Source organism: Mesorhizobium loti (assembly GCF_013170705.1).
Taxonomy (GTDB): domain Bacteria; phylum Pseudomonadota; class Alphaproteobacteria; order Rhizobiales; family Rhizobiaceae; genus Mesorhizobium; species Mesorhizobium loti_D.
Genome location: NZ_CP033334.1, coordinates 5,758,917 through 5,784,891, shown reverse-complemented (window position 1 = coordinate 5,784,891; position 25,975 = coordinate 5,758,917). Strand labels below are relative to the sequence as shown.

26 protein-coding genes are annotated in these 25,975 nt (G+C 63.0%); 10 read left to right on the top strand and 16 right to left on the bottom strand.

Annotated elements, in window-relative coordinates:
- Position 1: 1 nt before the first annotated feature.
- From EB815_RS28495 to EB815_RS28485, 3 genes are all read right to left on the bottom strand, one after another.
- Positions 2-1,105, bottom strand: coding sequence for a mandelate racemase/muconate lactonizing enzyme family protein (locus EB815_RS28495; protein WP_056564213.1), 1,104 nt, complete (start codon positions 1,103-1,105; stop codon positions 2-4).
- A gap of 55 nt (positions 1,106-1,160) precedes the next feature.
- Complete coding sequence (locus tag EB815_RS28490; RefSeq protein ID WP_056564209.1) at positions 1,161-1,886, bottom strand: GntR family transcriptional regulator; 726 nt, start codon at positions 1,884-1,886, stop codon at positions 1,161-1,163.
- 122 nt (positions 1,887-2,008) lie between these two features.
- A complete protein-coding gene (locus EB815_RS28485; protein ID WP_056564206.1) occupies positions 2,009-2,797 on the bottom strand; it encodes a HalD/BesD family halogenase in 789 nt (262 codons plus the stop codon).
- Between the two features lie 101 nt (positions 2,798-2,898).
- Here EB815_RS28485 and EB815_RS28480 point away from each other — a divergent pair, with 101 nt between their 5' ends.
- A complete protein-coding gene (locus tag EB815_RS28480; protein ID WP_056564203.1) occupies positions 2,899-3,807 on the top strand; it encodes a LysR substrate-binding domain-containing protein in 909 nt (302 codons plus the stop codon).
- Between the two features lie 44 nt (positions 3,808-3,851).
- Here the strand turns inward: EB815_RS28480 and EB815_RS28475 are convergent, their stop codons facing one another.
- Both EB815_RS28475 and EB815_RS28470 read right to left on the bottom strand, forming a co-directional pair.
- Complete coding sequence (locus EB815_RS28475; protein WP_056564200.1) at positions 3,852-5,006, bottom strand: efflux RND transporter periplasmic adaptor subunit; 1,155 nt, start codon at positions 5,004-5,006, stop codon at positions 3,852-3,854.
- A gap of 15 nt (positions 5,007-5,021) precedes the next feature.
- Positions 5,022-8,207, bottom strand: coding sequence for an efflux RND transporter permease subunit (locus tag EB815_RS28470; RefSeq protein WP_171883325.1), 3,186 nt, complete (start codon positions 8,205-8,207; stop codon positions 5,022-5,024).
- 479 nt (positions 8,208-8,686) lie between these two features.
- Here EB815_RS28470 and EB815_RS28465 point away from each other — a divergent pair, with 479 nt between their 5' ends.
- Positions 8,687-9,277 carry a TetR/AcrR family transcriptional regulator gene (locus EB815_RS28465; protein ID WP_056565652.1) on the top strand — a complete coding sequence of 197 codons (591 nt, stop codon included), beginning with the start codon at positions 8,687-8,689 and terminating at the stop codon, positions 9,275-9,277.
- Between the two features lie 313 nt (positions 9,278-9,590).
- Here EB815_RS28465 and EB815_RS28460 read toward each other — a convergent pair whose 3' ends face one another.
- The 6 genes from EB815_RS28460 to EB815_RS28435 all read right to left on the bottom strand — a co-directional run bounded on the left by EB815_RS28460 (position 9,591) and on the right by EB815_RS28435 (position 15,234).
- A complete protein-coding gene (locus tag EB815_RS28460) occupies positions 9,591-10,613 on the bottom strand; it encodes a LacI family DNA-binding transcriptional regulator (RefSeq protein WP_056564193.1) in 1,023 nt (340 codons plus the stop codon).
- Positions 10,614-10,750: 137 nt separating this feature from the next.
- The gene (locus tag EB815_RS28455; RefSeq protein WP_056564191.1) at positions 10,751-11,542 is read right to left on the bottom strand and encodes an ATP-binding cassette domain-containing protein; all 792 of its coding nucleotides are present in this window, start codon (positions 11,540-11,542) and stop codon (positions 10,751-10,753) included.
- 3 nt (positions 11,543-11,545) lie between these two features.
- A complete protein-coding gene (locus EB815_RS28450; protein ID WP_056564189.1) occupies positions 11,546-12,532 on the bottom strand; it encodes an ABC transporter permease in 987 nt (328 codons plus the stop codon).
- 116 nt (positions 12,533-12,648) lie between these two features.
- Positions 12,649-13,584, bottom strand: a complete 936-nt coding sequence (locus EB815_RS28445) for a substrate-binding domain-containing protein (protein ID WP_056564187.1) — start codon at positions 13,582-13,584, stop codon at positions 12,649-12,651.
- A 194-nt stretch (positions 13,585-13,778) separates the two neighbouring features.
- The gene (locus EB815_RS34020) at positions 13,779-13,973 is read right to left on the bottom strand and encodes an ATP-binding cassette domain-containing protein (RefSeq protein WP_056564186.1); all 195 of its coding nucleotides are present in this window, start codon (positions 13,971-13,973) and stop codon (positions 13,779-13,781) included.
- A 103-nt stretch (positions 13,974-14,076) separates the two neighbouring features.
- Positions 14,077-15,234 carry a fumarylacetoacetate hydrolase family protein gene (locus EB815_RS28435; RefSeq protein WP_056564184.1) on the bottom strand — a complete coding sequence of 386 codons (1,158 nt, stop codon included), beginning with the start codon at positions 15,232-15,234 and terminating at the stop codon, positions 14,077-14,079.
- A 351-nt stretch (positions 15,235-15,585) separates the two neighbouring features.
- Between EB815_RS28435 and EB815_RS28430 the strand changes: the two genes are divergently transcribed.
- From EB815_RS28430 to EB815_RS28400, 7 genes are all read left to right on the top strand, one after another.
- Complete coding sequence (locus EB815_RS28430; protein WP_081294672.1) at positions 15,586-16,470, top strand: ABC transporter permease; 885 nt, start codon at positions 15,586-15,588, stop codon at positions 16,468-16,470.
- Entirely contained in the window at positions 16,467-17,288 is an 822-nt protein-coding gene (locus EB815_RS28425; protein WP_056564182.1) for an ABC transporter permease, read from the top strand. Before EB815_RS28430 ends, EB815_RS28425 begins: the two co-directional genes overlap by 4 nt.
- A 26-nt stretch (positions 17,289-17,314) precedes the next feature.
- Complete coding sequence (locus EB815_RS28420) at positions 17,315-18,382, top strand: ABC transporter substrate-binding protein (protein WP_065004940.1); 1,068 nt, start codon at positions 17,315-17,317, stop codon at positions 18,380-18,382.
- Positions 18,383-18,558: 176 nt separating this feature from the next.
- Positions 18,559-19,167 (top strand): cupin domain-containing protein, encoded by a 609-nt coding sequence (locus tag EB815_RS28415; protein ID WP_056564178.1) that lies wholly within the window; start codon positions 18,559-18,561, stop codon positions 19,165-19,167.
- Positions 19,157-20,242 (top strand): ABC transporter ATP-binding protein, encoded by a 1,086-nt coding sequence (locus EB815_RS28410; protein WP_056564177.1) that lies wholly within the window; start codon positions 19,157-19,159, stop codon positions 20,240-20,242. Before EB815_RS28415 ends, EB815_RS28410 begins: the two co-directional genes overlap by 11 nt.
- Before the next feature lie 295 nt (positions 20,243-20,537).
- Positions 20,538-21,155 carry a 2'-5' RNA ligase family protein gene (locus EB815_RS28405; RefSeq protein ID WP_056564176.1) on the top strand — a complete coding sequence of 206 codons (618 nt, stop codon included), beginning with the start codon at positions 20,538-20,540 and terminating at the stop codon, positions 21,153-21,155.
- 135 nt (positions 21,156-21,290) lie between these two features.
- On the top strand, positions 21,291-21,644 hold the full coding sequence (locus EB815_RS28400; RefSeq protein WP_056564169.1) for a SnoaL-like domain-containing protein: 354 nt from the start codon (positions 21,291-21,293) through the stop codon (positions 21,642-21,644).
- Between the two features lie 90 nt (positions 21,645-21,734).
- Here the strand turns inward: EB815_RS28400 and EB815_RS28395 are convergent, their stop codons facing one another.
- Complete coding sequence (locus EB815_RS28395; protein ID WP_056564162.1) at positions 21,735-22,214, bottom strand: SRPBCC family protein; 480 nt, start codon at positions 22,212-22,214, stop codon at positions 21,735-21,737.
- A complete protein-coding gene (locus tag EB815_RS28390) occupies positions 22,211-22,567 on the bottom strand; it encodes an ArsR/SmtB family transcription factor (RefSeq protein ID WP_056564159.1) in 357 nt (118 codons plus the stop codon). Before EB815_RS28390 ends, EB815_RS28395 begins: the two co-directional genes overlap by 4 nt.
- Positions 22,568-22,734: 167 nt before the next feature.
- Between EB815_RS28390 and EB815_RS28385 the strand changes: the two genes are divergently transcribed.
- On the top strand, positions 22,735-23,085 hold the full coding sequence (locus EB815_RS28385) for an ArsC family reductase (protein ID WP_056564156.1): 351 nt from the start codon (positions 22,735-22,737) through the stop codon (positions 23,083-23,085).
- A 195-nt stretch (positions 23,086-23,280) separates the two neighbouring features.
- On the opposite strand, the gene EB815_RS28380 is transcribed toward EB815_RS28385, so the two are convergent.
- Genes EB815_RS28380 through EB815_RS28370 form a run of 3 tightly spaced genes read right to left on the bottom strand, consistent with a single transcriptional unit; the run spans position 23,281 to position 25,908 of the window.
- Positions 23,281-23,637, bottom strand: coding sequence for a DUF488 domain-containing protein (locus EB815_RS28380; RefSeq protein ID WP_065004941.1), 357 nt, complete (start codon positions 23,635-23,637; stop codon positions 23,281-23,283).
- Between the two features lie 25 nt (positions 23,638-23,662).
- Positions 23,663-24,919 (bottom strand): aminopeptidase, encoded by a 1,257-nt coding sequence (locus EB815_RS28375; RefSeq protein ID WP_065004942.1) that lies wholly within the window; start codon positions 24,917-24,919, stop codon positions 23,663-23,665.
- Complete coding sequence (locus EB815_RS28370; protein WP_065004943.1) at positions 24,916-25,908, bottom strand: LysR substrate-binding domain-containing protein; 993 nt, start codon at positions 25,906-25,908, stop codon at positions 24,916-24,918. The genes EB815_RS28375 and EB815_RS28370 overlap by 4 nt, the downstream gene beginning before the upstream one ends.
- Between the last annotated feature and the right edge of the window lie 67 nt (positions 25,909-25,975).

Sequence of the window (25,975 nt, the reverse complement as noted above, 5' to 3'; positions counted from 1 at the left end):
CTCAGCCGACCTCGAAGAAAGGCTTGCCGAGCAGGCTCGGGTCCACGTCGATGCCGAGGCCAGGCCCATCCGGAATGCCCATATGGCTGCCGGTGACCGGCGGGGCGTTGAAGGCCGTGCGCACCGTCACCCATTCATGGAAGGCAATGGCATGCAATCGCCGCTCTTGCGGTGTAGACAGCGACAGATGTGCCATCGCCGCCGTGTCGATCTCGGCGCCGCCCGTGTCCTCGACCGTGATCATGAAACCGAGGTCGACGGCAACGTCACGGATCTGCCGGGTCCTGGTGACGCCGCCCAGCCGCGAGATTTTCAGCGTCAACCCGTCGGCCGCGCCCAGGCGGTGGATCTCCAGCATCTCTTCCAGCGACGTCACGGATTCGTCGAGCACCATCGGCTTGTCGAGCATGCGGCGCACCGACATGTTCTCCTCGATCGTCGTGCAGGGCTGCTCGAACGTGTAGTCGATGCCACGCGTGGCATCGGCGAACTGCCGTGCCTGATAGGGTGTCCAGCCGGCATTGGCGTCGCAGAAAATCACCGTGCCTTTCGGCACGGCCGAGGCGACCGTCGCTACCCGCTCGATGTCGTCGTGCACATTGCCGCCGACCTTGACCTGCAAACGGCGACAGCCCTCGGCGATGATCCTCTTTGCCAGGGCCGCCATCTGGTCGAGCGTGCCGTGGGTGACGACCCGGTAGGTCTCCGCCATATCGCTCTCGCGGCCGCCGAGCATGGTCACCAGGGGCACGTCGGCGGCGCGTGCGGCCAGGTCCCAGCAGGCCATGTCGAGCGCCGATTTGATGTAGGGATGGCCTTTGAACACCGTGTCCATCAGCCGGCCGATGCTGGCCAGCCCGCGCGGGTCCTGGCCGATGAGATGCGGCGCGATCTCCGGCACGCCCGCGCGTGTCCCTGCTGGAAACGCGGCCGAATAGAAATTGCCGAGCGGCGCCATCTCGCCCCAGCCGGTCACGCCGCTGTCGGAAGTGATGGCGACGATGACGGCGTCGAAGCAGTCGGCGACCCGCCCCTTTGACATGCGGTAGGGGCCGTCCACGAAGGGCTGAACGACATGGTAGGCCTTGATGGATTTGATCTGCACTATTGTCTGTCCGCTGTCGGTGATTTCAGGAAAGCATCGCCTGGTGGCGAGGGCCTCAGCCGTTGTTGTTCCGTCCGGCTCGATCGGCCTTGGCGCCCTTCGATTCCCGTTGCTCCAGCCCGCGCGCATAGGCGAGCAGCTCCTCGAAATCGATGTCGATATGTTCGCGGGCATAGCGCTGTGCGGCGCGCATATCCTTGCCTTTCATGAGCCGCACATAGGTTTCGTGCATGTCCTCGACCGGCACCGGCTCGTTGCGGGCATGCAGATGGAGCGCGAAATACATCTGCAGCCGGCTGGTCAGCCGCTGCCAGGTTTCCAGCAGCACCGAATTGTCGGCCCATTCGTAAATCAGTCCGTGCAGTTGCAGCGCGGTCTCGATCTGGCGCGTGGTGTCGAGAGCCCGCGTCGCCTGCTTCACCGCCTCATGGCGCCGGTCGATCTCGTCGAAGAAGCGCTGGTCGCGTAGCGGCCAGGTGCGCTCGATGGCGAATTCGTCCAGAACCTTGTTCAGCGAATAGGCATCGTCGATGTCCTTGGCGGTGACGTCGACGACGAAGGTGCCGGCGTAGGGAATGCTGGCGAGAAGACCCTCCTGCACCAGTTCGCGCATCGCCTCGCGCAATGGCGCGCGACTGACCCGCATCTGCTCGGAAATCCGGAGTTCGTTGAGCTTCTGGCCGGGCTCCAACTGGCCGGTCAGGATAGCGCGCCGCAGCAGCGCCACGATCTCGGCGCGGCGCGTCGTGTCGGCAATCGGGCTGAAATCCGTCTTCACCATCCGGCCCACTCCAGCGAGAACAGACAGCAAGACAATCAGATTGTCGACAATCTAACAAGGTCTCATTTTCGGATTTTTCTCGGCGCCGCGCAAAATCCGACCCGGATGCGGTGGAGGGCGGTTCAGGCCGCCCGGCCGTAGAAGCCGACCCGTTCCTCGGCGCTGAACATCACGCCGGGTTTCTCGTAATAGGAGAAAACCGCGATCATGCGCTCGCGTTCGCCTTCGACGGTGGTGACGCGGTGCGCGGTGTTCTTGCCGCGGAAGACATTGAGCGTACCGGGCTTCATGCGCAGGATTTTTGCGTCGGGGTCCCGCCCTTCGAGCAGCCTTGCGACGCCGTCATAGTTTGGATCGTCGTCCGAGCGCAGATCGGTGCGGTATTCGAGGTCGCCGCCACTCTGCGCCTGCTGCAGCAGAAGCGTCGTGGTGAATTCCGAGCGGTCGAAATGCCAGTTCAGCGCCTCTCCGGCGCGGTAGGCCATGACATTGGTGCGGGCCAGCGGATCCTGCATGACATGCAGTTCTGTCTTGCCCATCGTCGCTGCGAGGAAACGCACAAGGGGTTCGTATTCGTAGATGGCAAGCACGGTGCTGTCGGGAAGCTGGTCGGCACAGACAGTGTGGCTGATGGTCTCGACCTTGCGCAAGGCGGGGTGGTCGGGCGCCAGTTCGGGGATGCTGGGCTTGAAGTAGATATTGTGCATGCGCTTGTGGACATGGGACTGGGTGTCCATGACCGGCTTGATTTCCCGCACTGCCTGTTCGGCGACGCCGGGCCGCAAAAAACCTTCGAGATTGAACATGCCGTCGGCTTTGAGCGCCGCGACGGACTGTTCGACGAGGCGCTTCCAGTCGGCGCTGCCTTCGCGGTCGAGCGGATAGCGGTCGAGATCGAGAATGTCTTTCATGTCACGTGCTCCAAAGGTTGAACACAGAAGACGGCAAAAAATTCTTTCTCTCAACGTGGAAAATTATTAGGATTGACCAAGAAAATCTTACGGAACCTGGCATGGAAAAACTACCGCCGCTGAACGCGATCAAGGCCTTCGAGGTCGCCGCCCGCTCCGGCAGTTTCACCTTGGCCGCGAGCGAGCTTGGCGTGTCCTCGGCGGCGGTCAGCCAGCAGATCCGCAATCTCGAAACCTGGTTCGGCAAGCAGCTGTTCGTGCGCACTGGCAACCGCATCACGCTGACCGACGCCGGCCACGCCATCTACCCGCAGACCGCGCGTGCGCTTGGCGACATCGCGGCCATCGGCCAGCGCATGCTGGAAGGCGGCCTGAGAACGCGGCTGGTCGTCAGCGTGCCGTTTTCGCTGGCCGAGCTATGGCTGGCGCCGAGGCTGGCTGCGCTTCTCGATGCCTTTCCGCAAATGGCGATCGACGTGCGCGCGGAAGACGATCCGATTGATCTGATGCGCCAGAATGTCGATCTGCGCATTTCCTATGGCGACTATCACTATCCCGGTTTGCGGATGATCCGCCTCGTCCATGACGATGTGCTGCCGGTCTGCGCGCCGGAATTCTGGAACCGGCACGGCAATGGCGATCCGGGTCTCACGGACCTGCATGAGAGCCTGTTCATCCACACCAATTGGGGTCCGAACTACGCCTCGCACCCAACCTGGGCCGACTGGTTCGCGGCATGCGGCGCGAGCCGCTCGCCAGACCCGTCGCATGGGCGCCGTGTCGGCTTGTCCAGTCTGGCGATCGCCTCGGCGAGGCTCGGCCTGGGCATTGCCCTTGGCCAGCGGGTGATGGCGCAAGCCGATCTGGAGGCGGGCCGCCTGGTTGCGCTTTCCACTGTTTCAGTGCGCCTCGGCCATCCCTATTGCGCCTTCATGCCACCGGCCAGGGCCGATCGCGCCGATGTGGCCGCCCTTGTCGGCCTGCTCGTGAAAACGGCGCCCGCGACCTGAGAAAAGGTCGAGGGCGCCGCGCGGAAACCGGGCCTGCGGGGGATTCAGGTAGCCGGTTTCTGTGGCAGTGGCGAGATCGGCATTCCCGGTCCGATCTTCTGCAGATTGCCTGTGATGATCTGGTCGCCTTCGGCGACGCCGCTCAGGATCGCAACCAGATCGCCGCTGGTCGGGCCGAGCGAGACCAGGCGCTGGTCGACCGTGTTGCCCTTGCCGACGACGTAGAGATATTTGCCGAGCTGGCTCGAACCCAGCGCCGTCTGCGGCACCATCAGCGCGTCGGGCTGCTGCCTGATATGCAGCCGCACGCGGACATACTGGCCAGGCATCAGCGTGAACTTCGCATTGCCGATGGTGGCGCGTGCGGTGATGGTTCCGGTCGAATGGTCGACCGTGTTGTCGATGAAGGTGAGTTCGCCCTTCTGGCTGGTCTCGGTCTCGCCCGGAAGCAGAACCTCGACCTCGATCGGGCCGGCCGCGCGGGCCTGCTCGATCTCGGCCAGATCCGTCTCGCTCGGATTGAAGGTGACATAGATCGGGTCAAGCTGCACCAGCGTGTTGAGCACCGTGCCGGCGACGCTGACCAGCGTTCCGACCGAAGCCTGATTGCGGCCCAGGCGCCCGGTGAACGGCGCATGGATCTCGGCATAGCTCAGATTGAGCTCCGCCGTGCGCACCGCTGCCTGGTTGAGCGCCAGCGACGCCTGTGCCTCGCGCAAGGTGCTTGTGCGCTGGTCGAAGCTGTCCTTGTCCAGGTAGCCGCTCTTGGCGAGCTCGGTGCCGCGGCCGAGATTGGAACGCGCATAGTCGAGTGTCGCCGTATCGCGCTGCACCTGGGCTTTCGCCTGGTCGAGAGCTGCCTGGAAGTCGTCGGGCGAGATCTTGTAAAGGAGGTCGCCCTGCCGCACATCCGCGCCATCTTGCGCGGTCTGTTCCTGCAGGTAGCCCGGCACGCGCGCTTGCAGCGTGATGCTGCGGATCGGCTCGATGCGGGCGGCATAGTCGAGATAGATCGGGATCGTCTTCTTGACGACGCTTGCCACCGGCACCGGCATGACGAATGCCGCCGGAGCCGGCGTCGCCGCTCCCGCCGTGGCGCCGCTCAACCTGAGGTTACCCATGTCGAGCAGGTGGACGCTGGCCACCGAGATCGCGCCCAGTGCGACAGCCGTTCCCAACGCGATTTTCCATTTACGCATGATTAGTCTCCAATCTTATTCGGCCGCTTCCGCCAGGGGAGGGAAGGCGGGTTCGGCAGTTGGTTCAGTGTGCTTGGAGGCGGGCTCGCCGCTTTCGCGGCGCTCCCGCAGTTGTTCAATGACCGCGTAGAAGACCGGCACGAACACCAGCGACAGGATGGTCGCGGCGACCATGCCGCCAAACACGGTGGTGCCGATCGACTGACGGCTCGCGGCACCGGCGCCAGTGGCGAACATCAGCGGCAGCACGCCGAGGATGAAGGCGAAAGCCGTCATCAGGATCGGCCGCAGCCTGAGCCGCGCGGCTTCCATCGCCGCCTCGACGATGCTGAGGCCCTCCTCGCGTCGCCGTCTTGCGAACTCGACGATCAGGATGGCGTTCTTGGCCGCCAGGCCGATCAGCATGACGAAGCCGATCTGCGAGTAGACGTCGATCTGCATGCCGCGCGCCCAAAGTGCGGCGAACGCGCCGAACAGGGCTAGAGGCACCGCCAGCAGCACCATGAACGGCATTGCCCAGCTCTCATACTGAGCCGCCAGGATCAGGAAGACGAAGACGATGGCGAGGCCGAAGACGACGGACGCGATCGATCCTGCCTTGAGCTCCTGGAAGGTGATGCCGGTCCATTCGAAACCGAAATCCCTGGGCAGGGCGGTGGCGGCCGCCCGTTCCATGGCGGCGACCGCCTGGCCCGAGGAGAAGCCGGGTGCGGCACCGCCATTGATCGAGGCGGAGGCGTTGTTGTTGTAGTGCGGCACGGTTTCGGGACCGACGAAGGGCACGAGCTTGCCCAGCGTCGAGAGCGGCACCATGCCGCCGGAGGCGTTGCGCACATAAAGCCGCGAAATGTCGGCGGCGCCCGCACGTGCATCCTTGTCGGCCTGGATGGTCACCCGGAAGGTGCGGCCGAACAGGTTGAAGTCGTTCACGTAGAGCGAGCCGAGATAGATCTGCAGCGTGTTGAAGACATCGGGCAGGTTGAGGCCGAGCAGCTTGGCCTTGCTGCGGTCGAGGTCGTAGTTGAACTGCGGCGTCGAGGTCGAGAACGGCGAGAACAGCTGCTGCGGGTTGATCTCCGGCTGCTTGCGCGCCTCGGCGATCACGGCTTGCGTCGCGTCGTTGAGGGCGGTGCTGCCACGACCGGTCAGGTCCTCGACGACGAATTCGAAGCCGCCCGTGGTACCAATACCCGGGATGGAAGGCGGATCGAAGCTCAGCGCAAAGGCTTCCGGAATCTGCATCAGCTTGCCGCGCACGTCGGACACAAGCTTCGATGCGCTCTGGTCAGGGCCACGCTCTTCCCATGGCTTCAGGATGGCGAACTCGACCGCCGAGTTCGATTGCGCGGCACTGGTCAGGAAGTTCAGGCCGCTGATCGAGCCGACGATGTCGACGCCGGGCGTCGCCTGCAGGATGTCGCGCGCTTGCTTGGCCACCGCGTCGGTGCGTTCCAGCGAGGCGCCGTCGGGCAACTGGATGACGACGAAGAAATAGCCTTGGTCCTCGACCGGAAGGAAGGTCGACGGCAGACGCTGCCAGACGAAGTATGTTGCGACCAGTCCGGCCGCGAACAGGCCGAGCATGATCCAGCGCAAGCGGATGAGGAAGCGCACGCCATGGGCATAGGCATGCGACAGCCTGTCAAAGCCGGTGTTGAACCAGCGGAACAGCACGAACTGCGTCGGCTGGCGATGCTTCAGGAAGGCGGCACTGAGCGCGGGGCTGAGCGTCAGCGAATTGAAGGCGGAAATGCCGACGGAAATCGCCACGGTCAGCGCGAACTGGTTGTAGAGCCGGCCCGAAACACCGGGAATGAAGGCAACCGGCACGAACACGGCCATCAGCACCGCGGTGGTGGCGATGATCGGGCCGGTGACTTCGGCCATGGCGGCCTTGGTGGCCGCCAGTGGTTTCAGCCCTGCCTCCAGTTGCCTTTCGACATTCTCGACCACCACGATGGCGTCGTCGACCACGAGGCCGATCGCCAGCACCATGCCGAGCAGGGAGAGCATGTTGAGCGAGAAGCCCAGCATCTCCATGACGACCAGCGTCGCCACCAGCGATACCGGAATGGCGATGGTCGGGATGATGGTCGTGCGCCAGCTCTGCAGGAAGACGAACACCACGGCGACGACCAGCACCAGCGCTTCGCCGAGCGTGATCAGCACGTCATGCATCGACGCCGAAACGAAGCGCGTCGTGTCGTAATGCATCGCGTAGGATACGCCCTTGGGGAATCGGCCGGACAGCTCCTGCATCTTGTCCTTGACGCGCTGCTGAAGGTCGAGCGCGTTGGAACCAGGCATCTGGTAGACGGCGAGCACCACGGTCGGGTCCTTGCCGAAGAAGGCTGAGGACGAATATTGCAGCGCGCCAAGCTCGATCCGGGCAACGTCGCGCAGCCGCACCAGCGAGCCGCTGTCGGTGTTAGCGCGCACGACGATGTCGCCGAATTCCTTCGGGTCGCTCAGGCGGCCGACGGCGTTGACCTGCATCTCGAAGGCGGTGCCTGCCGGCGCCGGAGACTGGCCGATCTTGCCAGCCGCCACCTGGACGTTCTGTTCGGCGATGGCATTCTGCACGTCGACGGCGGTGATGCCGAGATTGGCGAGCTTGTCGGGATCGAGCCAGACACGCATCGAATAGCGCCGCTCGCCGAATATCTGGACGTCGCCAACGCCTTCCAGCCGCTTCAGCGGATCGACGACCTGGAGATAGGCAAGGTTCGAGAGCGCCACCGGATCGACGGAACTGTCGGGCGAGGTCAGGTTGACGATCAGGACGAAGTTCGGGTTCTGCTTCTTGATCGTCACGCCGCCCTGGTTGACGATCGCCGGCAGCGACGATGCCGCCTGCGAGACGCGGTTCTGGACGTCGACGGCGGCGGTGCTCAGGGAGTAGCCGACATCGAAGGTGATGGTGATGGTCGAGGAACCGTCATTGGAGCTCGTCGACGACATGTAGGTCATGCCTTGCACGCCGTTGATCTGCTGCTCCAGCGGCGTCGTCACCGTGTCGGCCACCACTTGCGCGCTGGCGCCCGGATAGTGGGCGCTGACCACGACCTGGGGCGGCGTGATGTCGGGAAACTGCGAGACCGGCAGCAGGAAATAACAAATCGTCCCGGCGAGCACCATGATGATGGCGATCGACGAGGCGAAGATCGGGCGGTGAATGAAAAAGTTTACCACGACACACATGCCTCGCCGGCTGCTCTTGCCCGCCCGAAGGCACTGGCAACCCTGGACAACTGGCCGTGCCCGTCACGGGACGCTTCCCGTGAACGCAGCAACGGCACCTCGCGACGCTGCCCATCGGCAAGCGAGCGAAGCATTTTCTCGAAAGCGCGGGGGTCGACCCCATCTGCTTTCATGACCAGCCGGATCATCGGATCCCGGACGGCCTCATCTATGGTAAGATCGCGGCGCTGTGGCATTGGCCGGCTCCTTGTCTGTCGATTCGCAGCCCATGCTCGCGAACCGTTTTCATTTCTTCACCGGCCGAGGCCGCATGATTGGCAGTTTCTCGTCCCTCTCATCTGGCAGGACCAGTTCACGGCCTTGTTATTGACGGCGGACGACATAGGTGTTACCAGTAAGTAACATTCTGGAAGTTACAGACCGGTAACACCCTAGTCAAGAGGTGGCCGAGGGTTTTTTGGAAACGAAAGGAGATCATGATGACAGACGGCGTCGTGGAGCGCTCTCGTCCCCGGGATCGAATCCTGGAGACGGCACGCGACATGTTCCACAAGCACGGCATCAAGGGCGTCGGCGTCGACGCCATTACCGAAGCTGCCGGCACGAACAAGATGACGCTCTATCGTCACTTCGAATCCAAGGACGAGCTGATCGTCGAGTGCCTGCGCGCCAACGCGGCCAAGGCGGGCGCCATGTGGGACACTTTCGAGGCCGAGTTCCCTGGCGACAAGCTTGCGCAACTGCATGCCTGGGTTCGCAAGGCCGCTGCCATGCTCAATGCTGATGGTCGCGGCTGCGATATGGCCAATGCCGCCGCGGAGCTGACCGAGCCGGACCATCCGGCCAGGCTGGTGATTAAGGAACTCAAGGAGGCTCAGCGCGAGCGCCTCGTGACGTTATGCCGGGATGCCGGCATTGGTCAGGCCGAACTGCTCGCCGACACGCTGTCGCTTCTGTTCGAGGGTGCGCGCGTCAGCGTGCAGACGGTAGGGGCCGAAGGTCCGAGCACCCAGTTCGTGCGCATGGCCGAAGGGCTGGTCGTTTCCTTCCGGGGCGCTGCCGCTGGTTGAGTTTAGTCGCCTCTGTCGGTGGTTTTCCGGTCATAAGACCGAGGCGATGCCTGGCGCCGTTCGACGCAGGCTGTGCCGCCATCCCTGATAGCACAACGAAAAAAGCCCGCTGCCGGGAGGAGGTGGCAGCGGGCTCGATTTCGAATGTGATGCGGGAGGAGGTGCACCCCATTCAGCATCGGCATCGCATCTGGGAGGAGTAGATGGCCGACAACCAGAAAGTATGAGTTGCCCAATGATTCGGCAACAATGAATTGTGCATAGCTGCTGTGCAGATTTGCCGTGTCGTCCGCAAAAGCCGGGAAACACGGTATCATTGCACCGGAACGTTTTCCCTGAAGATCAGTCGTGGCTCGATGAATTTTCGCGTCAGATAGGGCGCCGATGAGGCGATGGAGCCCAGCAGGCGAATGACCGACTGTTCGGCGATCAGCCTGGCGTTCTGGTCGATGACGACATCGGCGAGGTCGTCGACGAGGTAGCCGCGCGTTTCTCTCGTCAGGTCGTGGCAGATGAAGACCGGCTTGCGGTTGGGCCTGGCTTCCCGGATGGCTTTTGCAACGCCGGAGCGCCCGGCCCCGACACAATAAATGCCGAGCAGTTCCGGTTCGTTGTGCAGCGCCTTCATGGTTTCGGCATAGCTGGCATCCGGCTCATCGTTGATCTCGACGGCACTGGTTACGGTGAGGTTGGGAAATTCCTCGCCAAGCACGGAGCGAAAGCCCATTTCACGTTCCTCATGTCCGCGATAGGAGCGCGAGCCGACGACCATCGCAAGATGGCCCTCGCGGCCGCCGAGGAAGCGTCCCATCAAGAGCGCGGCCGTCCGTCCCGCCACGCGGTTGTCGATGCCGACATAGGCCGAGCGGGGAGCGGCCGGAATATCGGACACCAGCGTCACCAGGCGGATGCCGGTGTCGACAATGTCGCGCAGGATGTTGCGGGTTCGCGGATGGTCGATGGCGATGACACCAACGCCATTGGCCCTCAGCGACAGGTTTTCGACGGCTCCCTGCAGCGCATTCGGCGCGATGCCGGCGAGGTTGTGGATCCGGCAGGAGGCGACCAGCGGCAGGCGTGATGCATAGTCCTCGATGTGTCTTGCCAGATCCTGCATGAAGGCATTGCTGCCGATCGGCAGGAAAAATTCGAGATTTGCAGGCTTCGAGGGAAGCGTCACCTGGTCCGCGACCGGCAAATAGCCAAGCTGCTTGGCCGCCTCCATCACGCGCTGCCGGTTGGCTGCACTGGCACCTGGCCTGTTGTTGAGCACCCTGTCGACCGTCGCGGTCGAGAGTCCGCAGTTCCTGGCGATGTCGGAGACGGTGGCCTTCATGCCGCAACCCTATGCGCCGATGCGATGGCGCGCCAGACAAGCGATTTGGCGGCCGATGCGATATGAGGGACGGGTGATCGACACCCATCATCGCGATGCGCATTCGGCTGCCTCGACAAGATGGCTTCCGCCCGTCCTCAATGTGACGGCTTGCCGTCGGCGATGGCGTCGCGGATTTCCTTGTCCGACATGCCGGTGATGATCCGCTCGACTTCCGTCACGGTTGTCTTCTTCGGGTCGATGTCGTCGGCGACCACCTTGCCCCGGCGCATGACGACGATGCGGTCGACCACCTGGAAGACATGATGAATGTTGTGCGCGATGAAGATGCAGGAATGGCCGGAATCACGGGCGTTGCGTACGAAGCTCAGCACGCCCTGCGTTTCGGCGACGCCGAGGTTGTTGGTCGGCTCGTCGAGGATGATGAGGTCGCTGTCGAAATGCATGGCGCGCGCGATCGCCACCGCCTGGCGCTCGCCGCCCGACAGCGAGCCGATCGGCGTCGTCGGCGGGATGTTCTTCGAGATCCCGACCTGTTTGAGCAGGTCGCGGGCGACGGTGTTCATCGCCTCTTGGTCCATGCGGTTGAGGAAACGCGGCGGCTTGATCGGCTCACGCCCGAGGAACAGATTGCGGGCGATCGACAGTTGCGTGACCAGAGCCGAGTCCTGGTAGATCGTCTCGATGCCCTGGGCGATGGCGTCGCTGGTGCTGCGCAAGGTCACCTTCTTGCCGCGGATGAAAATGTCGCCGCTGGTCAGCGGCACGGCGCCTGAGAGCACCTTGATCAGCGTCGACTTGCCGGCGCCGTTGTCGCCGAGCAGGCCGACGATCTCCCGCTCATTGACATGAAAATTGGCGTCCTCCAGCGCTTGCACGCGACCATAGGACTTGCGGATATTCTGCATGCGGATCAATGGCTCGGCCATGGTTCAAGTCCCTGCCTGATGCCGGCGTTCCAGCCATGAGTGGAGCGCCATCATGCCAAGGATGATAGCGCCGATGAAGATGTTGTAGGCGAGGCCCGGCACGCCGATCAGCACGATGCCGTTGCGCATCACCCGCAGGATCAGGATGCCGAGCACGGTGCCGATGATGGTACCGCGCCCGCCGGTCAGCGCCGTGCCGCCGATCACCACCATGGCGATGACTTCGAGTTCGTAGCCGGTGCCGCTGTTGGGATTGGCTGCGGACGTGCGCAGCGAGGAGATGACGCCGGCCAGCGAAGCCATGACCGAGGAGAGCACGAACAGGCCGATCTTGACGCGGTTGACATTGACGCCGCGGGCCCGCGCCGCGTTGGGATTGCCGCCCGCCGCCTGGATCCAGTTGCCGGTCCGGCTCTGCGTCAGCACATAGCCGAGCGCGATCGCCGCGGCGATGAACCAGAACAGCGACATGTAGATGCGGAACGGCCCGATGAAGAAGTCGCCGACCAGCGCTTCCGCCAGCCAGCTGCCCTCGGCGCTCCAGGTGCGTTGCGGAAAACCGTCGGTGATGAAAAGGGCACTGCCGCGCACCACCAAAAGCATGCCGAGCGTCACCAGGAAGGAGGGGATCTTGAGCTGGGTGACGAACCAGCCATTGACCAGGCCGATCAGGGCGGCGACCAGCAGCGCGGCGACGAAGCCCATTTCCAGCGAGGTGACGCCACTGTTGAACAGCGTCCACATCAGCACCGGCGAAAAGCCGAACAGGGAGCCGACGGAAAGGTCGAATTCGCCTGACGTCATCAGCAACGTCATCGCCAGCGCGATCAGGCCGAGCTCGACGGTGAAGGCCAGCGTGTTGGAGATATTCTGTGGCGACAGGAAGTCGTGGTTGAAGCCCCAGAAGACACCGATCTCTACGACGAGCAGCACGAAGGGACCAAATTCAGGCCGCGCGATCAGGCGTTGGACAAGCGAATGATTTTCCACAGGGAACCCGCGACATGGTTGGAACGGGCCGCGATCCCACCGCATCGGGCGGGCCAGTCGCGGCGCAAGGGAAACCTGGCGCCGCGTGCCAGAACGGTGCGGCGCCAGGATCGCGGTTATTTGCCGGACAGGATCTTGTCGTAGACGCCGGCCGTGTCCTTTTCGTAGAGCGCGCCGGTGATGACGTTGAAGCCCGGAGGAATGCCTGACGCGGCCATGTTGGCGAGCGACAGCGCGACATAGCTGGTCGCCTGCGGGTCCTGCCACTGGCCGGCATTGACATAGCCGTTCAGCACTTCCTGCGTGGTGTCGAGCGAATTGCCCCAGCCGACGACCGGGATTTCGCCCGGCTTGACGCCGACCTGGTCGAACACCCGCTTGATCGAGCCGGTGACGAGGTCGCCGAGGCCGATGATGGCGTTGACCTTGCCTTTGTGGGCGGTGAGGTAGTCGACCATGCGGTTGATCACCTCGGCCTGATCGAGCGTCGCTTCGGTCACTTCATAGGTGATGCCGAGCGGTCCGAACACGCTCTTGATGCCTTCTTCTTCCTGGACGCCGTAGGTGGCGCCGGGAATCTCGACCGGCATCCAGACGAAGTCGCCCTTCTTCACCAGGCCCTTGTCGACCAGATACTGCGCCCAATGCTTGCCGAAGGTGACGTTGTCGCCGCCGACATAGGCATTGAAATTGGCCTTGGGATCGGGCGTGTTGAAGTTGATGATCGGGATGTTGGCGGCGCGGGCTTCCTTGACGATCTCGACAAGGCTGCCCGGATCGGGGCTGGTGGTGACGATACCGTCGGCCTTGGCCGAGAGGGCGGCGCGAACCGCTTCCTGCTGGGAGGCGACATCGCCATTGTGGAACGAGGTGTTGACGGTATTGCCGGTGTCCTTGGCCCATTGCTTGGCACCGGCCAGGAAGTAGGTCCAGACCGGGTCGGCCGGGCCGCCATGTGAAATCCAGTAGAAGGTCTTGGCCTGCGCCGCGGCGGGAATGACCGTCAGCGCGACCAGCAGGCCGTAGAGCACAAGTCTCAGTCTTGTCAGCATTTGATTTCCTCCCGGTTGAAGATGATCCGTCCCTTGTTCCGGCTCGGCCGGATTGCGTCTTTTGCCAGCGCCGCTCGGATGCCTAAGAGCATTCCCTTTTTCGACGAATGGCAAGCCTCCATCTGCAGATGTAGTCGGCGCCTGACGCGCCGCCATCAGCGGACCCATCAGATTGCATCAGTTGGGAGGATTTTTCAGGGCAGCCGGATGATCGGCGAAGGGGCTCGGCCCGTCAGCACCTTTGTCAGCGTTGACTTGCCGGCGCCGCTTTCGCCGACCAGCGCGTGGATCGAGCCGCCCTCGATCACAAGGTTCATGTCTTCGAGCATGACCGTGCCGCCAAGGCGACTGGCGACCTTGCGCACGAACAGGATCGGCGAATCGGACATCGGAGCGGCCCCCTGACCGCACCGCGACCTTGAAGCGGATCGCGTCCGCAGTCATCCAGTTCCGCGCAAAATCATGTTGGTTGCGGCGGTTTGGGCGAAGATTCTAGAGAAGATCAGCTTTCGCCAGGTCGCGCATCAAATGGCTGGCGCCGTAGGTCCAGTGCGGGCAATCGGGCGACAGCCGCACCCGGTTGACCAGCGCGCCGAATTTTTCCGACGAGATGGTGACGATGTCGCCGACCTTGTGTGTAAACCCCTTGCCTTTCTCGCCGCGGTCCTTCGACGGCACGAACATGGTGCCGAGATAGAGCGCCAGCCCGTCCGGATACTGATGGTGCGGCCCCATGGCCGCGGCAACCAACTCTTCCGGCGAACGGCTGATCTCGGCCATCGAGCTTGCGCCTTCCAGCGAGAATCCGTCCTCGCCCTCGACTTTCAGGCGCACCACGGCCCGCTTCACGTCGTCGATCGAGAACGTGTCGTCGAACAGGCGGATGAAGGGGCCAAGCGATGCGGAGGCGTTGTTGTCCTTGGCCTTGCCAAGCAGCAGTGCGGAGCGTCCTTCCACGTCGCGCAGATTGACATCGTTGCCGATGGTGGCGCCGACGATCCTGCCGCTCGAGGCGGCGATCATGGCGATCTCCGGTTCCGGATTGTTCCAGGTCGACACCGGATGCAGGCCGACATCGGCGCCGAAGCCGACCGAGGCCATCGGTTGGCACTTGGTGAAGATCTCTGCGTCGGGGCCTATGCCCACTTCCAGATATTGCGACCAGGCGCCGCGCGCGATGAGCTTGGCCTTGATCTCCATGGCCTCCGGGGACCCCGGCTTGAGCTTCGACAAATCATGGCCGATCAGTCCGGCAATGTCGGCGCGGATGGCATCGGCCTTTTCCGCCGAGCCGCGCGCCTGTTCCTCGATCACCCGCTCGAGCAGGCTGACGACGAAGGTGACGCCCGATGCCTTGACCGCCTGCAGGTCGACAGGGGAGAGGAGGTGCGGTTTTGCCGGATCGCGCCCGGCCTCGAAACTGTTGGCCGCGATGTCATCGAGCGAGCCGATCGGCTTGCCCCTGGCCGAGCGCACATGCCCTGCCGGATCGGCCATCTCGCAGATATCACGCACGGTCGGCGCCGCGCTTGATGTGATGTCGAAGACGGTGCCGTCACGTACCGTGACCACCATGGGATGCGAGACATCGCCACTCCTGGCGCGGCCGACAAAAAGACCCTCGGTGGGCAGATGCGTCGGGTTTGTCATGCGTGGGATCCTCTGATCATCGAAATTGCGGCTTGCCGGATCGGCGCGGCACTTTCACTGGATTCCGCTCAAAGGTCTATCCCATCGATGGTGATCCAAGCTGCCGTGCCTTGGCCGTGAAACCTCGGATCCGCGACAGCTCGGTCTTGCCAGGCGGCACAAAACGGCGAGCTTTTTCAAGAGGATGAAATGCCCAATGGATTTTCATGCCGGACAAGTAAGCCCGTGCGGCTCCGGTCTCGCCGAATTCGGGCGTTGATCCCAACCATCAATGCCAGCGGGATTCTGCTTGACAGTTTCACAAATATGAAAAAATCTCAGCCAATTTCAGAATCTCGATGGAACAGGTCCATGTCGACCCTGGTTGCAACAGAGGTGCCCGAGTCCCGGTCCTTGTCGGGCTTCCGGCTCGCCATGCTGCTGCCGGGGGCAATGGTCACGTTCCTGCTGATCCTGTTCGCGCTTGGCCTGGTGCTGTTCCTTGCCTTCCGCGGCAATGACGGCTCGCTGCTCGGCGTTGGGCTGACCGTCGAAAACTTCACCACCGTGGCAACCGATCCGCTCTACTGGACGGTGACGCTGCGCTCGCTGGTCATTGCCGGTCTGGTGACGCTGGCAACCGTCGTCACCGCCTATCCCGTCGCCTACTATCTCGCCTTCCATGCGGGTCGCCGGCGCGGCCTGCTGCTTTTCCTGGTCACGCTGCCGTTCTGGACCAGCTATCTCCTGCGCGTCTTCGCCTGGAAGATCGTGCTCGCCTATAACGGCGTCTTGAATTCGGCGCTGATCGAAAGCGGCATCTGGTCGGAGCCGACGCTGGCCTTCCTCAACACACCGGCGGCGGTGGTCGTCACGCTCGCCCATGCCTACGCGCCGTTCGCCATCCTGCCGATCTATGTGGCGCTGGACACGATCCCGAAATCGCTGCTCGAGGCCGCTTCCGACCTTGGCGCGCGACCGTTCACTGCGTTCCGCCGCGTCGTTTTGCCAAACTCCATGCCCGGCGTTCTGGCCGCGGCCCTAGTCGTCTTCGTGCCGACGGTTGGTGACTATGTCACACCGGCCATGGTCGGCGGCCCGGCCAGCACCATGATCGGCACGCTGATCCAGTCACAGTTCGGCAAGGCCAATGACTGGCCGTTCGGTGCGGCACTTTCGGTCTGCGTCATGCTGGTCATCCTCCTCGTTGTGCTGGTCGCGCGCGGCGCCGACCGCAGATTTGGCAGCCGCACATGAGGGCCGAACACGCCGGGACGAAACGAGATGGCCGCTGGCTCGGCCTCTACGTACTTGCCTATCTGGTGTTCCTCTATCTGCCGGTTCTGCTGATCCCGCTGTTTTCCTTCAACGATTCCATCCAGGCGGCGTTTCCCCTGCAGGGCTTCACGCTGCAGTGGTACGCGACGCTCTACGGCAATCCGGCGCTTTCGGGCGCGCTCGCCAACAGCCTCGCCATCGGCGTCGTCGCGGCTTCGGGCGCCACGCTGTGCGGCATCACCGTGTCCTATATGGATCTGTATGGCCGCTCCCCTTTGGCCGTCACCATCAGCGCCATCGCGCGGCTTCCGATCCTCATCCCGGGCGTCATCGTCGGCATATCGTTGCTGATCCTTGTCAACCTGATCGGCCTCGGGCCATCGCGCATCGCCATCGTTCTCGGCCACATACTGGTGGCTCTGCCGACCACCGTGGTCATCATGCGCAGCCGTTTCGCCGCCATCCCCAGGACCGTTCGCGAGGCGGCCCTCGATCTTGGCGCTTCCGACTGGACGACGTTCCGGCGCGTCATGCTGCCGCTCAGCCTGCCGGCCGTGCTGTCGGCCTTCATGCTTGCTTTCCTGATCTCCTTCGATGAATTCATCGTCGTCTTCTTCCTCGCCGGAACCGAGCCGACATTGCCGCTCTACATCTGGAGCCAACTGCGCTTTCCCCGATCGTTGCCGACTGTCATGGCGCTGGGGACGGTGATCCTGGCTGTTTCCTTCATCATCGCCGGTACCGCCGAGATCCTGCGCCATCGCGGGCTTGGCGCCGCGCGCCGCAATCCAGCCTGACCATAACAACCAAGAGGAGAACGAAAATGGCATTCCTGAAATCGATAACCGGACACAAGGCCCGGGCCGGCCTCGCGGCATTGGCGCTCGCCCTGTCCTCGACCGTGACGCTGGCCGCCGAAAAACTTCAGTATTTCACTTGGTCGGGTTACGAATTGCCCGACTTCAACAAAAGCTTCCTTGCCGCGCATCCCGATGGCGTCGAGGCCTCGATCTTCGGGGACGACGACGATGCCTTCACCAAGGTCAAGGCTGGCTTCCGTCCTGACATCGCCCATCCCTGCTATGACAAGGTGGCGCGCTGGAACAAGGAAGGCCTGCTGCAGCCGATCGACACCAAGCGCATCAAGAACTGGGATTCGATCTTCCCGGTATTCAAGAACCTGCCCGACCTGCAAGCCGGCGACGGCAAGGTCTGGATGGTGCCGTGGGACTGGGGCAACACCTCGATCCTCTACCGCACCGACCTGGTGAAGAATCCCGAGGCGAGCTGGAACCTGCTCTGGGACAAGCAATATGCCGGCCGCATGGCGACCATCGACGCCGTCCATGACACGCCGATCGTTGCCGCGCTTCTCGCCGGCGTGAACCCCTTCGACATGACGCCGGCTGAGATGGACAAGGTCGCGGCAAAGCTGCGCGAACAGCGCCCGCTGCTGTCGAGCTACACCACCGACATGACCTCGGTCGAGCAGGCGCTGGCCAGCGGCCAGCTGGTCGCCGCCATGACCTGGAACGCATCGGCCACCTCGCTGAAGAAGCAGGGCGTGCCCGTCGAGTTCATGAAGCCGAAGGAAGGCATGCTGACCTGGGCCTGCGGCTTCGTCATGCTGAAGGACGCCAAGAATGTCGATCTCGCCTATGACTTCATCAACAGTCGGCTCGACGCCGACTCCGGCAAATTCCTGATCCAGTCCTATGGCTATGGCAGCTCGCTCAGCACTGCTTTCGCCGGCGTGTCGAAGGACGAACTGGAGAAGCTGCAACTGCCGTCCGACCCGGAGGTGATGCTGAAGAGCACCATCTTCACCGGGCCGATGAAACAGAACGACGATGTGGCCAAGATGTTCGAGAAAGTGAAGGCTGGCGGGTGACGCTGGTTCTTCCTTCTCCCCTTGTGGGAGAAGGTGTCGCCGAAGGCGACGGATGAGGGGTGCTCCAGCTTGGCGCCGACGGTGATCCGTCACCCACCCCTCATCCGTCTCGGCGCTACGCGCCGATCCACCTTCTCCCACAAGGGGAGAAGGAAGAAGCAAACGAGGACGAATGCATGGATGTTCTTGACGAAGCGGCGGACAAGCCGAAGGATGATGCCGATGTGCGGGTCGGCCGACGCGTGCGGGCGCTCAGGCTCGAGCGCCGCCTGTCGCTGGCCGAGCTGGCCGTGAGGGCGGGCGTGTCGATCGGCGCGCTCAGCCAGATCGAACGCGGCATGTCCTCGTTGCGCGTCAAGGTAATCTGGCCGCTCGCCGCCGCGCTCGACATCGAGCCTTCGGCGCTGATTGCCGATGGCAATGAGGCCGTCAACGATCTCTATTGCGTGCGCGCCAACAGCCGCCGCGCGATTCCGGTGAAATCCGAAGGCATCGCCAAGGCACTGCTGTCGCCGCCCGGCGCGACGCTGACCGGCATGCTGGTGACGGTGGAAGCCGGTGGCGGCACGGCGGAAGCCTACGCCCATGCCGGCCATGAATTCGGCTTCGTGCTTTCGGGCGAAGTCGAACTGGTGGTGGATTCGACAAGATATGGGCTGAAGACCGGCGACAGTTTCGCTTTCAAGAGCACGCTTTTGCACGCCTTCCGCAATCCCGGCGCGGAGCAGTGCCAGATCCTGTGGGTCAACACCACGAAGCCGTCCGAGGTTCGCGATGGCGCCTGATCCACTCGTCCGGCTGCAGGCGGTTTCCAAGGTTTTCCCCGGTGGCATCGTCGGGCTCGATGCCGTCGATCTCGACATTGTCAGCGGCGAATTCATCACGCTGCTCGGGCCGTCGGGCTGCGGCAAGACCACCAGCCTGCGTGTCATTGCCGGCTTCGAAAGTCCGTCGAGCGGCAAGGTCTTGCTCGAGGGCCGTGACATCACGGCGCTTCGGCCTTTCGACCGGCCGGTCAACACCGTGTTCCAGGACTACGCGCTGTTTCCGCACATGGACGTCGCCGAGAATGTCGGCTTCGGCCTGTCCTTGCGAAAACTGTCCGGCGCCGAGCAGGCTAAGCGCGTCGGCGAAGCCCTGGAGATGGTGGGTCTCGCCGACAAGCTTCGCGCTCGCGTCCTGGAACTTTCGGGCGGCCAGCGCCAGCGCGTCGCGCTCGCCCGCGCCATCGTCTGCGAGCCGCGCGTGCTCTTGCTCGACGAGCCGCTGTCGGCGCTGGACGCGCATCTGCGCGAACAGATGCAAGTCGAGTTGAAGCGGCTGCAGTCGCGGCTTGGCACCACCTTCGTCATGGTCACCCACGACCAGACCGAGGCGCTGTCGATCTCCGACCGCATCGTCGTCATGAACAAGGGCCGCATCGAGCAGATCGCGCCGCCGGCGACCCTCTATGATCGGCCCGCAACAAAGTTCGTGGCGGGCTTCATCGGCACCATGAATCTCCTGCAATCGCGTTTTGTCGGCCGCGATGGCGATCGCCTGCGTTTCACCGCCGGCACCTTGCCCCTGGAGGCCATTTCCGAAACCGGCCTCTCGCCCGGCGAAGGCGAGGTGCGCACCATCGGCGTGCGTCCGGAGGATCTGCTGGCGACGACCGAGGCCGCGCCCGGCACGGCGCCGGCACGTGTCAACAGCATCGTATTTCACGGTCGTACGCTACGCCTGCATGCCGAACTCGGGCAAGGGTTGCCGGTCGTGATCGATGCGCCGCGCAAGGCAGAGGGGTTTCAATTCAGCGTCGGTGATGTGGCGCATATCAGCCTGCGTCGTGGCGCCAACTGCCCTGTGCTGCCGGGCTAGGCTGACCACCTCGCAAGGTCTGCGCACAACTGCGGGGGCGAAGCAGGTCTCGATCGACTATCGGACCGGGCACGTTCGGGGGCGGATATGCAGGTTGTGCGATCCATGGCTTCTTCGAGATCAAGGGCATCATCGGCGACGGTGACTTCGAGAGCCCTGCCTGACAGGACTCCCTCAATCTTGAAGTTGCAGGCGCTGATGCGGAGAGCATCGGCGCCTGTTTCGTTTCAACTTGATTTGTTCACTTTATGTTCTATATTTCTCGACTGGATTCAATTTGCCGACGAGTTCCGTCATGAGTAGGCAACCTGCATTCGCAAAGAACGGTCAGACCTCTTTCCCATTTGAGGAACCGAGTCCGATCCGGGAGCCACATCTGTTCTACGCGTTTCTGGTCGAAGCCCCAGTCAACGTGATGCTGCGGCGCAGGGCAGAGCGCTACAATCGGGAACTGGGGTTGCAAGGATGGCTGACGCCAACCGATCAAATACACATAACCCTGATGGGCCTTGGCGACGGCAAACAGGAGCGTGTGGTGGAGATCGCCCGCCATGTCGGCTTGCTAATACAGGCTGCGCCATTCGAAGTTTACTTCGACTGCCTGTCGGCCTTCGGCGGCGGAGCGCTGGTGCTTCGCAGCAGCGACCATTCGCCGGCCCTGCAAGCCTTCTGGCGAAAGCTCTCCGCTGTGATCGACGACAGCCCGCTGCAGCCGTTCGTCACGAGTTCTTTGGAGCCACATGTCACGCTGCTTCGTGACAGAAGAGGCATGCCGAAAGTGCGGGAACAGATTGTTGAGCCGATATTCTGGACGGTGCGCAGCTTTGCGCTGATCCGCAGCTATCAGGGCGAATACGAATGTCCGGCGATCTGGCAATTGACCGGTCAGGACGATTCCCTTGCGGGTATGTAAGCCGCCACAAATCTCGTCACACGGCCGCGCTATATCCATCGTCCTGACACGGCTTGTCAGCTGTCATGCGGGCAAGGGTGGCGGGCCGGCAAGCACTTCCTTACTTCGAGTGCGTCTGAACAGGAGGAACACAAAATGACCATCGCGGAAATTGCCAAGGATTTCACCGAGCTCCTCAAGCAGGGAGACCACAACGGTGCCGCCGAAAAGTACAATGCCGATGACATCGCCAGCTACGAGGCCATGGAGGGACCGATGGCCGTCAGCCACGGCAAGGAGGCCCTCAGGCAGAAAAGCCAATGGTGGCAAGAGAACCATGAGGTCCACGGTGGAACGGTCGAGGGACCCTATGTCAACGGCGACCAGTTCGCGGTGCGCTTCACATTCGACGTCACACCCAAGGCCACCGGCCAGCGTGTAACCATGGACGAGGTTGGCCTCTACACGGTCAAGAACGGCAAGATTACCGAAGAGCGTTTTTACTACTGAGGCAGGAGATGCCTCCGACTTCGAAGCCTGCTCTTCGCTTCGAGATAGAAGCATTGCGGCCGGGACGGCGTCCGGGTCGCAATGTGCCGCTCAAATCGTCTTCACATACTCGGCAAGCTGGTCGGCCACCGTGCCCCAGCCATCGAAGAAGCCCATCTCCTCATGGCTGTTGCGGGTCGCCTCGTCGCGGTGGATGGCGGTGGCGGTGTAGTGCGTGCCCCGGCCATCGGGCTGGAGAGAAATGACCGCGGTGATGAACGGTTCGCCTGACGGCCGATAGCCCGGCAGCAGCGCATCCGTCCACACCAGCCGCTCGTCCGGCACGATTTCGAGATAGCAGCAATGGCGGTCGTTGACCTCCTTTCCGTCGGGCGACTGCATGCGTGTCCTGAACAACCCGCCTGGCTTGAGATCGATCTCGCAGTCGGTGATCATCCACGGCCTCGGCGTGAACCACTGCTTGACATGCTCCGGCTTCGTCCACGCCCGCCACAACAGTTCGCGCGGCGCATCGACGACGCGCTCCAGCACGAGGTCCAGCCTGGGATCCGGCTTGAAGGGATAGCTCATTTTTCCTGCTCCTTGAGGGTCATCACATAGGCGTCGAACTGGTCGAGGCGGCGCTTCCACAGTGTCCGCTGTTCGGCCAGCCAGTTCTCGGCAAGCTTCAGCGGCTCGGGTGCCAATTGGTAGGTTCGGGTGCGGCCGATCTTTTCCGATCGCACCAACCCGCAGCCCTCCAGCACCTTGAGGTGTTCGATGAAGGAGGGCAGGGCCATCTCGAAGGGATGCGCCAGCTCGCTCACCGAGGCCGGGCCGCGGTTCAGCCGCTCGACGACACTGCGCCGCGTCGGGTCGGCAAGCGCGCGGAAGATGCCGTCGATGGGCGGAAGGTTCGGATTGGCAGTCTGGAGGCTTGTCATTGCTCGGTCCCAAAGCGTCGTCAAAAGCGACCCAAAAATACTTAGGAAAATTCCTTAGTATTGGCAAGTCCGAAAATTCCGCGGTTTCAGGCCTGGGCGCTGGCAAAGCGGGAAGGGCGGTTTTAGGCTGTGGGAAGGATTCATTGTCAGCCCAAGGGAAACGCGCTTTGACGACTACGATCTACGGCATCACCACCTGCGACACGGTCAAGAAGGCGCGCGTCTGGCTGGAGGGCCATGACATTGCCTATCGCTTCCATGACTTTCGCGCGGAGGGGCTGGACGCGAAACGGCTGGGTGGCTGGGTTGGCAAGGTCGGCTGGGAAAAGCTGCTCAACAAGAGCAGTACCACGTTCCGCGAACTGCCGGACGCAGACAAGCAATCGCTCGACGAAAAAAAGGCCAAGGCGCTTATGCTGGCCAAGCCGACCATGATCAAGCGTCCGGTACTTGAAGTCGGAGACCAGATCTTGGTTGGGTTCAAGCCGGATGTCTATGCTCAGGCGGTTGGCAAGTAAGGGCTGTATTCGCCCACTTCGTCATTGCCTGAAAGCGGGGCTCCGAGGCGGTCTGATTCCTCGGAGCTGGTGACGAAGCTGTGGCCAACGATGGCTAGAGCACTTCACCGTTTCACGGAAACGGCGAACCACTCTAACTCCTTGTTTTTACGAAATTCCGGACGGAAAACCGCTCACACTTTTCCTGGAATTGCTCTAGTGAACGCCTGCGAGATACCCCGCCAACGCCACCGCATTGTTGTGCGCTTCGTCATGCGCACTGTAGAGCAGCGTCACCTTGCCATGGCGGAGCAGGCCACGCAGTCGCGCCACCGCCTCTTCGTTCTCATCGAGCTCAGCGCGATACCGCTTCTGAAATTCCGTCCAGAGTTCGGGCTTGTGCCCGAACCACTTGCGCAGATCGTCGCTCGGCGCGATCTCTTTCATCCACAGCGCCAGCGCGGCATGCTCCTTGCTGACGCCGCGCGGCCAGATGCGATCGACCAGCACCCGTTGGCCGTCGGCCTTCTCGGGTGCTTCGTAGATGCGCTTGACCGCGATATCGAAAGTCATCCCGCCCTCGCAGGCTGGCAAGCCGTCAGGCCCACTCGCCCTTGCGCATGACCGCCACGCGGCTGCCGTCCTTGCGGACGCCGTCTATGTCGATCTTGTCCGAACCGATCATCCAGTCGATATGGATGAAGCTCTTGTTGCCGCCGCGGGCCGCGATCTCCTCCTGGCTGAGCGAGGCGCCGTTGACGAAACACTTCGAATAGCATTGGCCGAGCGCGATGTGGCAGGCGGCGTTCTCGTCGAACAGGGTGTTGAAGAACAACAGGCCGCTGGCCGAGATCGGCGAGGAATGCGGCACCAGTGCGACTTCGCCCAGGCGGCGCGATCCCTCGTCGGTGTCGAGCACCTTCTTCAGCACGTCTTCCCCTTTCAAAGCCTTGGCCTCGACTATCCGTCCGGCTTCGAACCGCACCGAGATGTCGTCGATCAGCGTGCCCTGGTAGGACAGCGGCTTGGTCGAGGAGACATGGCCCTCGACGAGACTGGCATGCGGCGTGGTGAAGACCTCCTCGGTCGGGATGTTGGGATTGCAGGTGATGCCGTTCTTGGCGGTCGAGGCGCCGCCCATCCATTCATGGCCATCCGCCAGCCCGACCGTCAGGTCGGTGCCAGGTCCGGTGAAATGCAGCGCGTGGAAATTATGGCCGTTGAGCCATTCTGTGCGGCCGCGCAGAGCGGCATTGTGCGCCTTCCAGTTGCCGATCGGGTCCTCCACATCCACCCGCGAGGCGGCGAAGATGGCATCGGCGAGCTTGACCACGGCGACATCGTCGGCATCGCCGGGAAAAACCTGCTTGGCCCATGCGAGGTCCGGATAGGCGACGATGTTCCAGTTGATGTCGAAGCCGGTGATCTTTTCCAGCGCCGGCTGGTAGGCCATGGAATTCGCCTTGTTGGCGCGCGCCACTTTCGCCGGGTCCTGCGCCGACAACAGCGAGGGATCCTCGCCGCGCACGGCAAGCCTGGCCGCATTGTTGGAAAAGGCCTTTGCCATGCCTTCATAGAGCCAGCCGGCGGCGTGGTCGAAACCGGCGTCGGCGCCGAAGCGGTAGCGCGCCAGCGTCATCTCGTCGTCGTTGAAGATCGGCGTCACCAGTCCGGCGCCGGCCTTGTAGGCGTGTTCGACGATCCGCCTGGTCAGCGGCAGGGCCGCGATCGACGAGGTCAGCACCAGATCCTGTCCCGGCTGCAATTGCAGCCCGACCTTGATGGCGACTTCCGCCAGCCTGTCGAGCTTCACCGGGTCGATCGTTGCGGAAACGCCGCGCGAATGTGTGGTCATGATCCTGCCTGCCGTAGTTGGATATTCGACTCTACATAGACCGGGGACACGGTGCTTTCCACCGCGATCGCGCTGGCGGGGCGTGTAGTCGCCGCTCCGAATTGCGCCATCGTCGCCTCGATCTCTTCCTTGATCCAGATCTTGAAGTCCCGGACCTTGCGGCTTTCCGCCTTCGTCGCCGACGTCACCAGCCAGTAACCGAGCCCGCTCTGGGCACGGATTCCGAACGGCGCCACCAGCCGTCCATCGGCCAGCGGATCCGCCGCCAGCAACTGCCAGCCCAGCATCACGCCATGGCCGGCAATCGCCGATTCCAGGCATAGCATCGGATCGGTGAAGCGGGCGCCCTTCTGGAAGGTGACGGGCGCAACACCGGCGGCGGCGAACCAGCTGTCCCAGTTGATCATTGCCCGCTCGTCGGTGATGGCGCAGGTCCGGGCAAGGTCCTCGATCGAGCTCAGTTTCCTGGCGATGCCGGGCGCGCAGACCGGGAAAACTTCCTGCGCCAGAAGCAGTTCCGCGCGTCCGCCCGGCCATTTGCCGTCGCCAAGCCGGATGGCGATGTCGATGTCGGAATGATCCAGATTGGCCAGCCGCACCGAAGCGTCGATGCGCAGCAGCACATTGGGATGCCGGTCGAAGTGGCGCGACAGTCGCGGCAGCAGCCATTTCGAGGCAAAGGCCGGCGCCACCGAAACCACCAGGGTGCATTGGGTCGCTTCGTCCGCCAGCGCCACCGCCTGGGCAAGCTCGCGAAATCCAGCACCAAGGCGGGCCGCGAAGACAGCGCCGAATTCGGTCAGCGCGAGACCGCTGGCCGTGCGCTCGAACAGCGCCTGGCCGAGCTGCTTTTCGGTACGGCTTATCTGCTGGCTGACCGCGCTGACGGAAACGTTGAGCTCGCCGGCGGCCGCTGCAAGCGAGCCGAGACGGGCAACGGCCTCGACGGCCCGAAGGCCGTTGAGATGAACGCGATTGAGCATGGCCATTTGAGATTTTCTAAACTGGTCCGGCCGAAATCTCAATTGAAACTCATATCGGGACGGCAGACTTTGT

Excerpts from the sequence above, each read along its gene's own strand:
- EB815_RS28490 (WP_056564209.1), bottom strand. The coding sequence starts at position 1,886 with ATGGTGAAGACGGATTTCAGCCCGATTGCCGACACGACGCGCCGCGCC.
- EB815_RS28485 (WP_056564206.1), bottom strand. The coding sequence starts at position 2,797 with ATGAAAGACATTCTCGATCTCGACCGCTATCCGCTCGACCGCGAAGGC.
- EB815_RS28480 (WP_056564203.1), top strand. The coding sequence starts at position 2,899 with ATGGAAAAACTACCGCCGCTGAACGCGATCAAGGCCTTCGAGGTCGCC.
- EB815_RS28475 (WP_056564200.1), bottom strand. The coding sequence starts at position 5,006 with ATGCGTAAATGGAAAATCGCGTTGGGAACGGCTGTCGCACTGGGCGCG.
- EB815_RS28470 (WP_171883325.1), bottom strand. The coding sequence starts at position 8,207 with ATGTGTGTCGTGGTAAACTTTTTCATTCACCGCCCGATCTTCGCCTCG.
- EB815_RS28465 (WP_056565652.1), top strand. The coding sequence starts at position 8,687 with ATGACAGACGGCGTCGTGGAGCGCTCTCGTCCCCGGGATCGAATCCTG.
- EB815_RS28460 (WP_056564193.1), bottom strand. The coding sequence starts at position 10,613 with ATGAAGGCCACCGTCTCCGACATCGCCAGGAACTGCGGACTCTCGACC.
- EB815_RS28455 (WP_056564191.1), bottom strand. The coding sequence starts at position 11,542 with ATGGCCGAGCCATTGATCCGCATGCAGAATATCCGCAAGTCCTATGGT.
- EB815_RS28445 (WP_056564187.1), bottom strand. The coding sequence starts at position 13,584 with ATGCTGACAAGACTGAGACTTGTGCTCTACGGCCTGCTGGTCGCGCTG.
- EB815_RS34020 (WP_056564186.1), bottom strand. The coding sequence starts at position 13,973 with ATGTCCGATTCGCCGATCCTGTTCGTGCGCAAGGTCGCCAGTCGCCTT.
- EB815_RS28435 (WP_056564184.1), bottom strand. The coding sequence starts at position 15,234 with ATGACAAACCCGACGCATCTGCCCACCGAGGGTCTTTTTGTCGGCCGC.
- EB815_RS28430 (WP_081294672.1), top strand. The coding sequence starts at position 15,586 with ATGTCGACCCTGGTTGCAACAGAGGTGCCCGAGTCCCGGTCCTTGTCG.
- EB815_RS28425 (WP_056564182.1), top strand. The coding sequence starts at position 16,467 with ATGAGGGCCGAACACGCCGGGACGAAACGAGATGGCCGCTGGCTCGGC.
- EB815_RS28420 (WP_065004940.1), top strand. The coding sequence starts at position 17,315 with ATGGCATTCCTGAAATCGATAACCGGACACAAGGCCCGGGCCGGCCTC.
- EB815_RS28415 (WP_056564178.1), top strand. The coding sequence starts at position 18,559 with ATGGATGTTCTTGACGAAGCGGCGGACAAGCCGAAGGATGATGCCGAT.
- EB815_RS28410 (WP_056564177.1), top strand. The coding sequence starts at position 19,157 with ATGGCGCCTGATCCACTCGTCCGGCTGCAGGCGGTTTCCAAGGTTTTC.
- EB815_RS28405 (WP_056564176.1), top strand. The coding sequence starts at position 20,538 with ATGAGTAGGCAACCTGCATTCGCAAAGAACGGTCAGACCTCTTTCCCA.
- EB815_RS28400 (WP_056564169.1), top strand. The coding sequence starts at position 21,291 with ATGACCATCGCGGAAATTGCCAAGGATTTCACCGAGCTCCTCAAGCAG.
- EB815_RS28395 (WP_056564162.1), bottom strand. The coding sequence starts at position 22,214 with ATGAGCTATCCCTTCAAGCCGGATCCCAGGCTGGACCTCGTGCTGGAG.
- EB815_RS28390 (WP_056564159.1), bottom strand. The coding sequence starts at position 22,567 with ATGACAAGCCTCCAGACTGCCAATCCGAACCTTCCGCCCATCGACGGC.
- EB815_RS28380 (WP_065004941.1), bottom strand. The coding sequence starts at position 23,637 with ATGACTTTCGATATCGCGGTCAAGCGCATCTACGAAGCACCCGAGAAG.
- EB815_RS28375 (WP_065004942.1), bottom strand. The coding sequence starts at position 24,919 with ATGACCACACATTCGCGCGGCGTTTCCGCAACGATCGACCCGGTGAAG.
- EB815_RS28370 (WP_065004943.1), bottom strand. The coding sequence starts at position 25,908 with ATGGCCATGCTCAATCGCGTTCATCTCAACGGCCTTCGGGCCGTCGAG.